Source organism: Peptoniphilus harei (genome assembly GCF_900454685.1).
Classification (GTDB): Bacteria; Bacillota; Clostridia; order Tissierellales; family Peptoniphilaceae; genus Peptoniphilus_A; species Peptoniphilus_A harei.
Genome location: NZ_UATM01000032.1, coordinates 1,790,360 through 1,806,510, shown reverse-complemented (window position 1 = coordinate 1,806,510; position 16,151 = coordinate 1,790,360). Strand labels below are relative to the sequence as shown.

Annotated in this window: 8 protein-coding genes and 2 pseudogenes; all 10 read left to right on the top strand. The window is 30.1% G+C overall.

Annotated elements, in window-relative coordinates; translation table 11 throughout:
• Positions 1 to 1,641: 1,641 nt before the first annotated feature.
• A pseudogene (locus DRZ96_RS12340) lies at positions 1,642 to 5,646 on the top strand (helicase-related protein); the annotation flags it as partial.
• Positions 5,647 to 6,222: 576 nt separating this feature from the next.
• Positions 6,223 to 7,893 carry a group II intron reverse transcriptase/maturase gene (ltrA, locus tag DRZ96_RS09905; protein WP_112890525.1) on the top strand — a complete coding sequence of 557 codons (1,671 nt, stop codon included), beginning with the start codon at positions 6,223 to 6,225 and terminating at the stop codon, positions 7,891 to 7,893.
• Positions 7,894 to 7,981: 88 nt separating this feature from the next.
• A pseudogene (locus DRZ96_RS09900) lies at positions 7,982 to 9,355 on the top strand (DNA helicase); the annotation flags it as partial.
• A gap of 43 nt (positions 9,356 to 9,398) precedes the next feature.
• A complete protein-coding gene (locus tag DRZ96_RS09895; protein ID WP_112890523.1) occupies positions 9,399 to 10,055 on the top strand; it encodes a DNA-binding protein in 657 nt (218 codons plus the stop codon).
• A 320-nt stretch (positions 10,056 to 10,375) separates the two neighbouring features.
• Entirely contained in the window at positions 10,376 to 11,059 is a 684-nt protein-coding gene (locus tag DRZ96_RS09890) for a response regulator transcription factor (protein WP_004816327.1), read from the top strand.
• Entirely contained in the window at positions 11,052 to 12,098 is a 1,047-nt protein-coding gene (locus DRZ96_RS09885) for a sensor histidine kinase (RefSeq protein ID WP_112890522.1), read from the top strand. The genes DRZ96_RS09890 and DRZ96_RS09885 overlap by 8 nt, the downstream gene beginning before the upstream one ends.
• Before the next feature lie 221 nt (positions 12,099 to 12,319).
• Entirely contained in the window at positions 12,320 to 13,207 is an 888-nt protein-coding gene (locus tag DRZ96_RS09880; RefSeq protein WP_012797171.1) for an ABC transporter ATP-binding protein, read from the top strand.
• A 1-nt stretch (position 13,208) separates the two neighbouring features.
• The gene (locus tag DRZ96_RS09875) at positions 13,209 to 14,483 is read left to right on the top strand and encodes an ABC transporter permease (RefSeq protein ID WP_112890521.1); all 1,275 of its coding nucleotides are present in this window, start codon (positions 13,209 to 13,211) and stop codon (positions 14,481 to 14,483) included.
• Positions 14,449 to 14,709, top strand: coding sequence for a hypothetical protein (locus tag DRZ96_RS09870; protein ID WP_112890520.1), 261 nt, complete (start codon positions 14,449 to 14,451; stop codon positions 14,707 to 14,709). The genes DRZ96_RS09875 and DRZ96_RS09870 overlap by 35 nt, the downstream gene beginning before the upstream one ends.
• Positions 14,710 to 14,909: 200 nt before the next feature.
• A complete protein-coding gene (locus DRZ96_RS09865; RefSeq protein ID WP_035112649.1) occupies positions 14,910 to 16,139 on the top strand; it encodes an ABC transporter permease in 1,230 nt (409 codons plus the stop codon).
• Positions 16,140 to 16,151 lie beyond the last annotated feature (12 nt).

Sequence of the window (16,151 nt, the reverse complement as noted above, 5' to 3'; positions counted from 1 at the left end):
ATAGGTCTTGTAATATCAAGGGTTAGCAAAGATATTATAGATAGCACAATAGAAAAATCTAAGGAAGTAGATCGTGCTAGGCTGCTGACAGAAAGGGTAGCTGCCGACTATAATAGAGATATAGAAAATACAAATGAAGATAGAGGAGGTCAAAATGATTTATATAGACGAGATGATAGGTCAAGAAGTAGAGATGGACGAGTTTTCACAGATGGAAGCGACAGAGGAAATAGCGATGAAGATCGAAGAGAAAACCTTGGACATGATGGAGAAGGATCTGGAATTTATGGAGAGATATCCGAATCCGACATACGCAGTTCTAAGACTGTCTTACCTAGTAGGGAGCGAGGACATGGAGAACTGGAAGAAACTTCAGGAAATGTACGAGGAGAAAACACTTTTGAACCATCTGAAAGAAATTCAGAATCAGGCAGTGGACTTTATCAAGAGAGAGAAAGTCAAAATGATGAAAGAACAAGGATTGACAGAGAAGATTATGAGGGAGAATCCAGAAGAATACCAAGGACAGATGAACAACTTGATAACAACAGTGAAGAGAATAGCAATCAAGGAATACGTGGAAGTGTAGAAAAGGAAATAAGCCAAGAAAAGGAAGCTGATGAAGCTTCTTTTTTTGATGGCAAAAACATTGAAAATAGAAAAGACTACTGGATTGTAGAATTTAATGAAAACCACGAATTAGTTCCAGATTATAGTGGGCAGATAGTAACCAAAGAATTAATAAATGTCCTAAGACAAAAGGATATTGATGTTAAAGACCATAATCAAACTCATGGAGAAAATGAATTTGGAGAAATGACTGATGATTATATCGGATATTTCAAATTCTATTTTGACCACTATGTAGACGGCGAAGTTATCGAACACTATAGGATTGACCTTGGTGATGGTAAAGAAGTAAATGAGCGTGAATTTTCATATTTAGAAGAACAAGTTGCACTAAGTGAGGAAAAATTTCTACAAGAAGAAATTAAGGAAAAGATAGAGCCTAAATTTAAGATAGGCGATCAGGTTAGATATAAAGATAAGGACTTTACCATTACAGATTTTGATGAACTAAGTGGAGGACTTAAAACTGTCACTATCAGAGACAATATGGAATATATGGGAGGTATGATTAGGGGTTCGGAAGTAATTCCATATAGAAACGATTCATACCTTGAAGAAATCTTTGAAAATCTAAGTCAAACATCAGAAAAACTAGCAGTAAAAGTTGGAAAAGAATTTATTTTAGAAGATGAGAATGCTTTTCGTGGAATTAACTTAATTGAAACTGGAACTAAAGTAGAAATTAATGGGGAAGAATATCCTTTATATAAAGGTGAAACATTTGAAGAAAGTAGAAAGATTGATGACCTTTTAGGTAGTGGAAATTACGAGATATACAAATTATCCGAGCATGAAAAACAAATTGAAAGACAAGTAGAGCAAGAAAGCTTTATTGATAACCACAATCCTGAAATTGACCAAATGATGGATAGGTATGATATCCCAAGAGAAGCAGCCGAAAATTTATTGAGGGGTAAAGAAGATTTAAAGAATCTAGGCTATGAACCTAATAAGGAAAGACTAAGTTTTGCTAGAAATTATGACTTAAAAAATCATATCTACTCAGAATACCTAACACCATCAGAAAGACTAGATAAAAATATCAAAGCTATTAAAATGCTAAAAAGACTTGAAAATGAAAATAGGAGTCCAAGAGAGTATGAACAAGCCTATCTCGCTGATTATCTAGGTTGGGGTGGTCTTGCCGATGTCTTTGATGAAGAAAAGGGAGGTCAATGGCTTGAAGCAAGGAATATTTTAAAGGAAAATCTAACAAATGAAGAGTATTTAAATGCTAAAGAGTCTACTCTAACATCGTTTTATACACCTAGAGAGGTAATGGATGGAATATATAAGACTCTAACAGATATGGGATTTAAGACTGGGAATATCCTCGAACCGTCTGCAGGAGTCGGTAATTTCATTGGTAATATGCCAAGTGAAATACAATCGTCTAAAGTCTATGGAGTAGAAAAAGATAGTCTAAGCGGAAGAATAGCAAGAGAACTTTATCCTGAAGCTAATATTCAAATTAAAGGATTTGAAGAAACAAACTTCTCAAATAACTTTTTCGATTTAGTTATAGGAAATGTTCCCTTTGGAGATTTTAAAGTTAACGATCGTGAATATAACAGAAATAACTTTCTGATTCACGATTATTTTTTTGCAAAGTCAATAGATAAGGTTAGGAATGGAGGAATTATTGCCTTCATAACATCATCTGGAACTATGGATAAAAAAGATGAATCTGTTAGAAAATATATTAATGCAAGATGTGAGTTTTTAGGAGCTATGAGGCTACCTAATACAACATTTAAAGGACTTGCTGGTACAGAAGTTACTTCAGATATTATTTTCTTAAAAAAGAGAGATTCAGTTATAGAAAGAGATGATGATTGGATACACCTATCAACTGATAAAAAAGGTTTGACCTATAATAAATATTTTGTAGATAATCCTCAAATGGTATTAGGGGATATGAAAGAAGTATCTGGAAGATTTGGAAATACTATCACTTGTGATGAAAGAGAAGACGAAAATCTAAAAGATTTAATGGATCTTGCAAGTAAGGAAATATCTTCAAATTCAAAATATGAAGAGGTCGAACTATTGGAAGATGAAGAATTAAGTCTTCCAGCGACCGACGATGTTAAGAACTTTTCCTACACCATTATTGATGAAGAGGTCTACCTAAGAGAAAACTCAGTCTTAATTAAGCAGAATATATCAGATAAAAACAAAGAAAAGATAAAAGATTATCTTGATGTTATGAATGCCTTAAAAGATGTAATAGAAAAACAAAAGGACGATTTTTCTGACGAGGAAATAAAAGAATCACAAGCAAAGTTAAATGAAGTCTATGATAACTTTTCAAAGAAACATGGCTTTATTAACTCCTTATCAAACACTAGAGCCTTAAAGGAAGACTCAAACTTTCCTTTGGTATCATCAATAGAAATACTTGATGATGAGGATAATTTCAAAGCTAAGAGTGATATATTCTCAAAAAGAACAATCACAAAGGCAAAAGTAGTAGACCATGTAGACACTTCCCTTGAAGCTTTAGTCTTATCAGTTTCACAAAAAGGATATGTAGATTTTGAATATATGGAATCTATCACAAGTAAAGATAGGAACACCTTAATTGGTGAGCTTGAGGGCGAGATATTTTTAGATATTAAGGATACAGACCTAATAAATAACAGAATGCCCTTTGAGAACTTTGACAATGACGATCCATTTCATTTTTCATATGTATCGGCTGATGAATATTTAAGTGGTAATATCAGAGAAAAGATTGGATACCTCAATTCATGTATCGGAGAAATTGAAAATGTAATAGATTTAGCACCTTCTGAAAAGAAAGATACACTATTAAACGAGTTAGGCAAACTCAAATATCAAAGAGAAAAATTACAAGAAGTTATGCCTGATGAACTTACTGCTTCTGATATAAATGTAAGGTTAGGAGCAACTTGGATACCTCAGAAAGATATAGAAGACTTTACTTTTAATCTTTTAAAAACACCAGGTTATGATAGGTGGAATATAAATGTTAGGTTCTCACCACATACGAGTGAATGGAATATTGAAGGTAAAAGTGTTGACTCGACTAATGACCTTGCTAACATGACTTATGGTACAAGTAGGGTAAATGCCTATAAGCTAATTGAAAATGCCCTTAATCTAAAAGATACGAAGGTATTTGACCAAGTAATAAATGATGATGGTTCTAAGACTTCTGTATTAAATAAAAAAGAAACTATGCTTGCAAGTCAAAAGCAAGAACTGATTAAAGAAGAATTTAAGAATTGGATATTTGAAGATCCTGATAGAAGATATAGGCTAGAAAAGATTTATAATGAAAAATTCAATTCAATTAGAAATAGAGAATTTGATGGTTCTAACTTAACTTTTGATGGAATGAATACTGAAATCAGACTACGAGAACATCAGAAAAACGCCATAGCAAGGACTCTTTATGGCGGAAATACACTACTTGCCCATGTAGTAGGAGCAGGAAAAACTTTTGAAATGGTAGCTTCTGCAATGGAATCTAAAAAGTTAGGACTTGCAAGTAAGTCATTATTTGTAGTTCCTAACCATCTAACAACTCAAATTGGTAGAGAGTTTATGCAGTTATATCCGTCAGCAAATATTATGGTAGCCGATAAAAAAGATTTTCAACCAAAAAACAGGAAAAGATTTATTGGTAGGATTGCAACGGGAGAATATGATGCAGTCATCATAGGACACTCTCAATTTGAAAAAATACCAATGTCTAAGGAGTACCAGGTAAGGCATATACAAGACCAAATAGATGATATAGTTTCCTTTATTGATGAGAATAAAAGAAATAGAGGAGAAAATTTTACAGTAAAACAACTAGAAAAGACAAAGAAGAAACTCTTGGTAAGACTTGAAAAACTAAATGATGACTTTAAAAAAGATGATGTAATAACCTTTGAAGAACTAGGAGTAGATAAGTTATTTATAGACGAAGCTCATAATTACAAAAACCTATTCTTGCATACTAAGATGAGAAATGTTGCTGGTATTGGTCAAAGTGAAGCCTTTAAGTCTTCAGATATGTATATGAAATGCAGGTATATGGATGAAATGACAGATGGTAAGGGAGTTGTATTTGCTACTGGTACACCAATATCAAATTCAATGACAGAGCTTTATACTATGCAAAGATACCTTCAGTATGACGATTTAAAGGCAAGAGGATTAGAACATTTTGACGCTTGGGCTTCTACTTTTGGGGAGACAGAAAACACCTTTGAATTATCTCCAGAAGGCACAGGATATAGGCAAAAGACAAGATTTTCAAAGTTTTATAACTTGCCAGAATTGATGTCTATGTTTAAAGAAGTAGCAGATATAAAGACCTCAGATATGTTGAATTTGCCAGTTCCTGAAGCAAATTTTGAAGTTATTAAAACAAAACCTACTGAGGAACAAAAAGAAATATTAGAAGCTATTTCAGAAAGAGCTGACGCAGTTAGAAATAATCAAGTAGAGCCAACAGAAGATAATATGTTAAAGATTACAAATGATGGTAAAAAACTTGCCCTTGACCAAAGATTAATAAACCCACTACTTCCAGATGATCCTAATTCAAAGGTGAATGTATGTGTAAAAAATATCTTTTCGATCTGGGATAAGACAAAAGAAAATTCATCGACCCAATTAGTGTTTTCAGATATGTCGACACCAAAAGGAGATGGAGAATTTAATATCTATGATGATATTAGAAATAAGCTAGTGAATATGGGAATACCTAAAGAAGAAATAGCCTTTATTCACGAGGCAGATACAGACAAACAAAAAGATGAATTGTTCTCAAAGGTAAGAAGAGGAGAAGTAAGAGTATTATTAGGATCTACTCAAAAAATGGGAGCAGGTACTAATGTACAAAACAAACTAATAGCCTTACACGATTTAGACGTCCCATGGAGACCGTCTGACCTAGAGCAAAGAAGTGGTAGAATTGTTCGTCAAGGTAATGAAAATGATAAGGTAAATATTTTTAGATATGTAACAGAAAATACTTTTGATTCTTATTTATGGGTGCGACATGAAGTCGCTTAATTTAACTGTTTGGCAAAATGACCAAACCAACTATTCCGTTAGTTGAGCCGAGTATCGACTGCACTTAGGTGTGGTAAGCCGATATTAAAGTAGCCCTACTTGAGGTAAAACCGTGAGGTAATACCGAAACTACTAGCAACAAAGTGGTTAGGGAGCGAGGCTTGATAATATGGCTAACATATGTGAACTACTGATAAATGTCGTTAAGGCGAACAGGCTAAAGTTGCTGATAAGCCTGAACCAAAATGGTGTGTAGTCGGATAATCCTTTCCATAGTGAGATTACACGGACAAAAAGACTACCGGCAGAGAGGTAGAGCCTAAGTTATCAATGTTAATTAAGTGAAACATGGTAAGCCTGTACTATTGCCATAAGGCAAGGCAAATCGTAAGAAATGCTGATAATGGTGCAGGTAAAGGAGAATGGAAAAAGCGAATGCCATCTTGTAATGAGATGGATAGGGGTTCAAAATTTGCCCTAACTTGAAAGAGTGCAGACTTCCATTTGGTTTTTAATCACAAGAGAACTTGTAGAATTTTTGAAAGGAGAAAGCAAATGAACAGTAAAATGTGTGCTACTACTAACAGAGCTAAAAACTGGGAAAGTATAGACTTTTATCTAGCAGAAAGCTATGTTAAAAAACTACAAATGCGTATTGTGAAAGCGTGGAAAATGAGTAAATATGGAAAGGTAAAATCTTTACAACATTTACTCACAACTTCATTTTATGCAAAAGCCTTGGCTATTAAGAGGGTAACTGAAAATCAAGGCAAGAAAACAAGTGGTGTTGATGGTGAATTATGGCTAACATCACAGGCAAAGTATAAGGCGATAGAAAAGTTAAATTTAAGAGGATATAAACCTAAGCCTCTTAAAAGAGTGTATATACCAAAGAAAAATGGGAAGAAAAGACCTCTCAGCATTCCTACAATGACAGATAGAGCAATGCAAACCCTATATAAATTTGCACTTGAACCCATAGCAGAAACTACTGCTGACCCTAATTCTTATGGATTTAGGGCAAAAAGATGTACACAAGATGCTATCGAGCAGTGTTTTACATCACTTAATAAAAAGAAATCTGCAAAATGGGTACTTGAGGGAGATATAAAAGGTTGTTTTGATAATATAAGTCATGAATGGATATTAAATAATATCCCAATGAACAAGAAATTATTAAAACTCTGGCTTGAGTGTGGATATATAGAAAAACAAAAACTATTTCCAACAGAAAAAGGAAGTCCCCAAGGCTCGCCAATATCACCTATTATTTCCAATATGGTATTAGATGGTTTAGAAAAAGCAATCAAAGAGAAACATCATAGAAGAACAGTAAATAAGAAAACATATTTCCCAAAGGTTAACTTTGTTAGATATGCAGATGATTTCATCGTTACAGGAGAAAGTGCAGAATTGCTTGAAAATGGTGTAAAGCCAATCATTGTAAAATTCTTGGCTGAAAGAGGTTTAGAATTATCAGAGGAAAAGACACTCATAACACACATAAATGACGGTTTTGATTTTCTTGGAGTTAATATTAGGATGTATAAAGATAAGTTGCTTACAAAACCATCTGATAAGAACTTCAAGGCTATTGTCGATAAAATCAGACGAATCATAAAAGATAATCCGTCAATGAAACAAGAAATTTTGATTAGAAAATTAAATCCAATCATTATAGGTTGGGTAAACTATCAAAAATATAATGTTTCATCTAAAGCCTTTGAAAAACTTGATTATGAAATATATAAAAGCTTGTGGACCTGGTGCGTTCGTAGACACCCAAAGAAAGGTAGAAAATGGATAGCTAAGAAATACTTCCATACCATTGGAAATAGAATCTGGACTTTCAGTGTAGCAACTGGCGACAGAATGGAAAATGGCGAGAAATACTATCTTCGTCTTAAATATGCTACAGATACTGATATTAAAAGATTTACCAAGATACAAGCTGAAGCAAATCCGTTTGATGAAAATTGGCAAATATACTTTGAAGAAAGAGAAGAGTTAAAAATACGAAACGAACTTAAAGGACGTACAGTTATAAATAGACTGTATAAAACGCAAAATGGAATATGCCCTGTTTGTGGAGAGAAAATAACTATTGATACAGACTTTAGAGTACATCAAACAATTCAAAATAACATTACCCTTAAAACTTTAGTACACCCTTGGTGTCATAGAAAATTGCATATAAATGATGAAGAAAACACGCTGGCTCTTTAATTAGGGCTTATAAAAACTTGAGCCGTGTGAGGGGAAACTCTCATGCACGGTTCTTAGAGGGGAAAGGGATAGTAATATCCCCGACCTACTCGACCAGACAATAGAGAATAAGCAAAAATTCATTTCTCAAATTATGACTTCAAAAACTCCAGTAAGAGTTGCAGAAGATGTTGATGAAGCAAGTCTATCTTATTCAGAAATTAAGGCTTTAGCTACTGGCAATCCTCTAATTAAAGAAAAAATGGATTTAGATAACGAAGTTACAAAACTAAAAATGCTGGAAGCAAACTACAAGTCTAATAAATATAAGCTTGAAGATAAGGTAAATAAAATTTATCCTCAAAGTATTTTAAAAACTGAAATGGAAATAAAAGCAGTTAAAGAAGATATTTCAAGTATTGAAAAATTAGGAGAAGGAGATAGCAAATTTACTTCAATCAGTCTTGGAGAAAATAAAATTTTAGATAAGAAAGAGGCTGGAGAGAAGCTATTAGAAGAAATAAAAAAGGTAAAGATAAATGATAGCAAGGTTATTGGTAAATATAGAAATTTAGACTTACAAGTTTCATATAACTTTATGACTAATACTCACACCTTTAAACTCCTAGGAAAAGCAGAATACTTTGGAGAGTTTTCAAACTCCACTGATGGCAATATAACAAGGCTTGATAATGCAATTGAAAAAATGTCTTCAAGACTTGAAAGATTAAATCAAAACCTTGAAAACTATAAAGAATCTTTAGAAAATGCCAAGTTAGAATTAACTAAACCATTTGAAAAAGCTGATGAGTTAAGGGATAAGACACTAAGACTAGCTGAGATTAATAAACTTTTAGATATGGGAGAAGTAGAAGAATTAGAAAACCAATCACCACTATTAGAAAATTTAAAGAGGGCGATAGTTGATTATTCTAACTATGAGTTTTCAGAATCTAATAGCTATGAAGACTTTGACAAACTATATCCTGATTTAAGCCATATAGGACTTGCCTATACAGAAACACCTGATGGTAAGCACACGATTCAATATGAGGTAAATTTGGAAGAAAAAACATGGACTCAGTATGTAGATAATGTAGCCATTAGAACAGAATCTTTTGTAGAGGAAGATATATCTAACTCACAAGCTATTAAAGATATGACTGAAGCCATAAAGATGTCTAGTTTTGATGATCTTGTATCAGTAGATGAAGAAGATTTAAAACAAGCTTTAGGCTTAGAAATAGATGATGATGGAAACTTCTATGATCCACTAGCAAAAGATCTTGACAATGATGGAATACCAGATAGGTATGACAATGATTTTAAAGATAGTGATTACTTTGAATCAACTTATGATGTAGAGGATAATCTTCACGCAAGGGAAGAGAAGCCATCAATATTAGGACAAATATCAAAATTCAAATCAGAAGAAGAAAAAGATAAAAATCAAGAAAAAAGGGAAAAAGGACAAGAAAGATAGAGGGGAGCGAAAGGCTCTCCTTATTTAGTACAAGGAGGAAAATATGGAATACAAAGATATTAGAGAAAACTTAGAAGAAATGATGAATGATAATTACAAGGATTTTATAAAAGCACTTGTGAGCATAGAAAAAGGCGTTACTGACGAAAAGGCACTTGAAGAAGTCTATGTTTTATATATGAACAATGACACAACAGGTCTACTAAGTGATGACTTTGACTATATGATTGATGATATGAAAGAACAAGGTAAGATTGTTGAAAATACCAATGAACTTGAAGAAAAAGATGATCTTATAAATCTTGTGGGTAATATAGCTGGAAAAGTAGAAAATCTTGAAAGAGAAAATGCTAATGGAGAAAAGTTTAAAGTAAGTAACTTTTCAATTGTTTCAAAAGATGATGATGGGAATAAAGTATATACCAATTGTTCAGCCTATGGAGATAAGACAAAAGATTTGGAAAACTTAAAACAAGGAGATTTTGTTAAAATATTTGGTCAAGTAAAAACAAGTATTGATAACAACGGGAAGGAACATAAAAATGTTCGTATTTTTTCTTCTAAGCTCTTAAAAGCAAAAGAACAAGTAAAGAGTCAATACAAGGATAAAAAGTCAATATTAGGGCAAATAAAAAGCTTTAAGACAGATGACAAAGCTAAGTCAAATAAGAAAGACCATAGCAAAGGTACAGAGAGATAAATATCGGCAGTCTTCGGACTGCCTTTATTTTTTTTATGTATATAGGTTGTATAATGGTGCTATATTATCAATATAGTAGATATAGATATTGAAATGAGATAAAGAATAATGGTACAATATCTATAAGTAGACATTTATAAACAACGAAAGAAATGTATATTAAATCAAAAATTATAGATTTAAGAAATTTAGAAAGATATATTTAATTCATTAAAAGGATGTTGTATTGTTCTTCTTGATTCTTTTAATTAAAAAATTTCTTTATTTTTTTAAAGTTGTTTTGACAAAAGTGATAGATTTAAAATGGTGGAAATTTAGTTATGAATTACTCAGTATTAGTAGTAGAAGATGATGAAAGTATTTTAGATTTAATAGAGATATATCTAGAAAATGAAAATTATATTATAAAAAAGGCAACATGTTCAGAGGAAGCAATTAGATATATTAAGGAAGAAGAATTTGATTTAGCGATTTTAGATATTATGTTACCTGATAAAGATGGATATTATTTATGCAAAAAGATTAGAGAGTCTTTTAATTATCCAATTATTATGCTTACATCAAAAGATGATGAGTCAAGTAAAATTAAGGGCTTAACCTTTGGAGCGGATGATTATGTAACTAAACCATTTTTACCTGGAGAGTTAGTTGCTAGAGTAAAGGCTCAATTAAGAAGATACAATAATTATAATTTAAAAACTAAAGAAGGTACAGGAAATATTTTAACTTATCAAAATGTGGATTTAAATATCAAATCAAGAGAAGTTTTAGTTGATGGACAGGAAATTGATTTAACTCCTATTGAATTTATTATTTTAAAATCATTACTAGAGAAAAAATCTGAAGTACTAGGATCCGAAGATTTATTCTATAAAATATATCCGGATGAATATTATATAAAAAACAATACGGTTTCAGTTCATATTAGGCATATTAGAGAAAAATTAGGAGAAAAAAATAATATAATAACAACTGTTTGGGGGGTAGGTTATAAGATTGGATAAAGATAAATACTTTGAAAGTATTCTGAAAAAGCTGATAAAAGAAATTGCTATATTTTTACTTATAGTTTTAAGTTGTATGCTTGCAATAGATAGCAATATTTTTAGATTTAATAATGAAATACACGAATTTTTTGTTAATAGATTGGATCTGATTTTTTTTGTTATTTTATTATTGGGGATATTAATTATTATAATAAAAGAATTTTCAAAATTAGAGAAAGATTATATTGACTTATGCAAAAAAATAGACGATTTGGATGAGAATGTTGTTAGTTTCCCGACTCCTTATAAAACTTTAGAAGATTCCATAAATAGATTAAAATTTAAACAAAAAGAGATAGAATATACGCTTAAAAAAAGAGAAAATGAAGATAATGATTTAATCACCTACTTAGCACATGACTTAAGAACTCCTTTGACATCTATCATTGGATATTTATCAATGCTCGATGAAATGAAAGACTTGCCTAATAAGCAAAGAGAGAAATATATTAGACAATTATTAGAAACAGCATTAGGATTAGAAGATCTTATAAACCAATTTTTTGAAATTGCTAGATTAAATAATGGTGAATTTAGTATTCATAAAGAAAAAATTGATTTAGAATATTTTTTAATACAATTAAGAGATGAGCTTTATCCTATGATGAAAGAGAATAATCATAAGATAAATATCTCAAGTGAAGGCTCAATATTTGTAAATGTCGATCCAAATAAAATGAAAAGAGCCTTAGAGAATATTTTAAAAAATGCAATCTTATATTCTTATGCAAATACAGAGATAAAAGTTAAAATATATCAAACGTATAAGTGTGTAATATTAAAAATTATTAACAAGGCCGATACACTAGAAGAAGCGCAGATAAGAAATATGTTTAACAAATTTACTAGATTAAATCTAGCAAGAAATTCAAAAAAAGTGGGATCTGGCTTAGGTTTACCTATCGCAAAAGAAATTATTGAATTACATGAGGGTAAGATAGAGGTAGAAAGTTCTAATAATGAAGTTATTGTCATTGTAAGATTAAAGAATAAATGAGGATTACACCTTAATTATGTATAAAACTACATAATTAAGGTGTTTTTTTTATTTTTTAAAAATTAATGAAATCTTAAGAATTAATCAATAGAATATTAAAACACTTTTTTATTGTATCAATTAAAATAAAATCATAGAGGAGTAAAATTTTTATCACTAACATGAAGATGTATTTTTTTACTTTTTAATAAGGAAGCATAAAAGATAAGGGAGGTAGTTTAGTGGAATTAGAGATTAAAAACGTAAGTAAGAAATTTAAAGATAAATTAGCGGTTGATAATGCATCAGCTACGTTATGTCCAGGTGTTTGGGGACTCTTAGGTGCAAATGGTGCTGGGAAAACAACTTTAATAAAAATGATCACTGGAATTAGTACACCGAGTCAAGGCGAAATTTTATATAATGGGGAAAGAATCAACAAATTAGGAGAAGAATATAGGAATTTGTTAGGGTTTTTACCTCAAGAATTTATTTGTGCTCCAGAGTTTACTGTAAATTCATTTTTACAATATGTAGCTGCTTTAAAAGGTATAGACAAGAGCAAAACAGAAGAAATGATTGATAAACTCCTAGAAGTATTAAACTTATCTGATGTCAAGTACAAAAAAGTAGTAAAGCTTTCAGGAGGAATGAGAAGGAGAGTAGGAATATGTCAAGCTATTTTAAATGATCCTAAAATATTAATTTTAGATGAACCAACAGCAGGACTTGATCCTGGTGAGAGAATAAAATTAAGAAATTTTATCACGGAAATATCAAAAAATAAAATAGTTTTGCTTTCGACTCATATAGTCTCTGATATTGAATATATATCAACATCAAATTTAATTATGAAAGATGGTAAATTTGTATATTCTGGAACAACTGATGAACTGATATCTAAAATTAAGAATAAGGTATACGAAGCATCTATATCAAATAGAGAATATGCAGAAAAAGAAACACAATTGAATGTTGTTAATGTAAAACAACAAGATGATGGAAACGTACTCATTAGATACATATCAGATAAAGATGATGTTTTAAATAATTCTAAATTAACAAAAGCTCATCTAGAAGACTTCTATTTATGGGTCTTTCCAGAAGATAGAAGTTTTAAGGTGAATTAAAATGAAAATTTACTTAAATGAGATAAAGAGGATTTTATCAATAAGATCAAATCAAATTATAATATTGTTTTCATTACTACTTGCTATATTGCTTTCCATAGCTCCAATTAATTTTACAAAAATTACCTATGGAGAAGGAGATCAAGTAAAAAATTTAAAAGGAAAAGAAGCAATAGAATATATTAAAAAAGCTAAAGAGCCTTATTCAGGAAAGATAACAGAAGATTTAATTTATAATGGCACAAAAAAATATAGAGAAATACTAAGAAAATATAATGTTACTGATAGGTCTGAATTAAAACCTGAAATTAATACAAAGAAGCTTATGCCTATAGAACATATAAGTAAGAAAGTAAATGAAGTATTCACTGATTCTCAAAGTAATAACCTTCCTCCAGTTTTAAGCATAGATATCAATGATACCAAATATTTTTACAATAAAGTATTTGATTATCTAAATAAAGTAATTGAAAATGAATATCCTAATAAAGCTCAGAATCAAATTATAGAAAAATCTGAAAAAGCACTGAGTAAAATAAAGACTCCATATGAATATTATGGATATTATAGTACAGATGCAAATGATTATAGAGGATTTTATAATACGATAATAATAATTTTAATGGTTGTAGTAGCAGCTCCAATATTCTCGTCAGATAGTGAGAATGATTTAGATTATATATTTAAAACAACTAAATATGGCAGAAGAAAGTTTGCCATCTATAAAATCCTAGCAATACTTACGATTTCGGTATTAACTTTGCTCTTAGGAAACTTCATACAAGGCTCTATATTAGACTATGCTTTTGGAACAGAGTATAAAAAGACTTCTGTTCAGATGATGTTTAGTGCTTTAAGTTTGCATAATTGGAACTTTGGACAGTTTAATAAATATATGCTTATTTGTAATAGTATCATATTGATTTCAACCATTCTTGCTACACTAATTATTTCTGTATTAAGTAAAAGAAAAGTTGAATCCATAATGAAATCAATTTTATTAGCAGTATTTCCAACAATAATTTCTCCTATTGGTATGATTAGTGCTATAAACTATATTTTTCCATCTTCAGGAGTAGGACTACTCAATTCATTACAAAATCAAATAGCTGATTTTAATTTTGTAAATGTTTTTGGAAATTGGATGAGTTCATCAAGTCTTATAATGATATCAGCTGTAATATATATTATTATTTTACCAAGTTTAGTAGTAATGATGTATTCAAAAATTGGAGGTAATTATGGACTTAATAACCCTAGAAGCAGAAAAATATAATAATAAAGAAAACATTACCTTAAACATGGTAATCGAAGGACCTGATTATGAGGATAAGTATGATAAGATACAAGTTTATTTAAATGAATGCGATTGGTTGCCTAAGAATATAAACATATTAACATCTTCCATAGATTATGGACCACATGAAAGCATATATACAAGACCACAATCTTATGAAGAAAGAATGATTTTAAAAGATTATTATGATCCAATCTTATCGTAGGATGAAAAAAATAAAATAAGGAGAATATAGAACTGGTAACAGAGTTCGCGCTTTAAAAACTCCAAGAGCATCATAATTAATGATGAATCATAGAAGTTCACACTATATAGAAATTTTAGTCTATATTTTGTGGGCTTCTATATTAATTATAAATAATAAGACTAGTTTGCTTTGTCAAAGCTGTAGGGGAGGTATAGATTATGAACATATATTTACAGGAACTAAAAAGATTTTTATCTAAAAAATCAGTAAGAGTTTTTTTGGTCGTGGGTTTATTTTTTACTTTTTTGATATCATTTATTACTTATAGAAGTGTACAATATGATGATATAAGTTCTGGTGATACAATTACCTATTTTGGAAAAGAGGCTATAGATCATTTTAATGAGGATAATAAAGCCTCTGAAGGTTATTTGACAGAAGAAAAAATAACTAAAGTAGTAAAATCTTATAAAGAAATATTAAATAATGAAAATGTAAACAGTAGAGAAAACTTATCAGAGGATGCTAAAAAAAATATATCGAAATTTGATCCTATATTAAGAGTAATAACATACCCATATACAATTACAACATCTGGAAGTTTACTTGATGTAAACGAACTTGATACAGAAAAAGATTTAAATTTTTATCAAAGTTGTTATGATGCATTGGAAAGGGACATAAAACAGAAATATGACAATGACAAGATAACAGAATTTGCTCTAGAAAAATATAAAGAGGTAAATAAACCATTTTATTATGGAGGATATTTTAGTGAAGATATACTATTTTTCGTAAATATTTTTATAACGGTATTATCACTAATTTGTATATTGATTTCATCACAATGCATTGTTGAAGATAAAGAAAATTACCTAGATTCAATTTTTAGAACAACTAGAAATGGAAGAAATAAATATATTTGCAGCAAGATACTTGCCTTAGCAAGTATTATATCGCTTTATTTGATATTAAATATATCTATTTATTATGGAACTATTAAATATCTTTATACTAATGGTTTAGATTCATCTTTTCAAATGTTACTATTTAATCAACTGTCAATATCTAATTTAACTATAGGTAAAGTTATATTAAGTGTATTTTTGTTAAGTATATTATTTACTATTGCAAGTTCAATGATGTCAATATTTGTCGCTATAAATTCAAAAGTTTCTATGGTTTCATCAGCCATATCGAGTGTTTTATTTTTTATTCCATCATTATTGTATGGAAAAAAATTGTTTAAATCAATATTTTATTTTTTGCCGTCTTTGGGATTAGGTACTGCAGAAAATAGCTTAATTGAACAGTATCAAAAATTTGAATTTGTTAAGTTGCCAGGTAAAATTTTATGGATTCCAAAGTTTCTAGTAATAATGGCTTTAATTAATATTGCTCTGTATTTATTGCTAAGTATAAAATCATATAACAAAATAGAGCAATAAATATTTTAATGG

Bases quoted from the DNA above. Each gene is read 5' to 3' on its own strand.
- DRZ96_RS09870 (WP_112890520.1), top strand. From the start codon at position 14,449: ATGGACTTAATAACCCTAGAAGCAGAAAAATATAATAATAAAGAAAAC.
- ltrA (WP_112890525.1), top strand. From the start codon at position 6,223: ATGAACAGTAAAATGTGTGCTACTACTAACAGAGCTAAAAACTGGGAA.
- DRZ96_RS09890 (WP_004816327.1), top strand. From the start codon at position 10,376: ATGAATTACTCAGTATTAGTAGTAGAAGATGATGAAAGTATTTTAGAT.
- DRZ96_RS09875 (WP_112890521.1), top strand. From the start codon at position 13,209: ATGAAAATTTACTTAAATGAGATAAAGAGGATTTTATCAATAAGATCA.
- DRZ96_RS09895 (WP_112890523.1), top strand. From the start codon at position 9,399: ATGGAATACAAAGATATTAGAGAAAACTTAGAAGAAATGATGAATGAT.
- DRZ96_RS09865 (WP_035112649.1), top strand. From the start codon at position 14,910: ATGAACATATATTTACAGGAACTAAAAAGATTTTTATCTAAAAAATCA.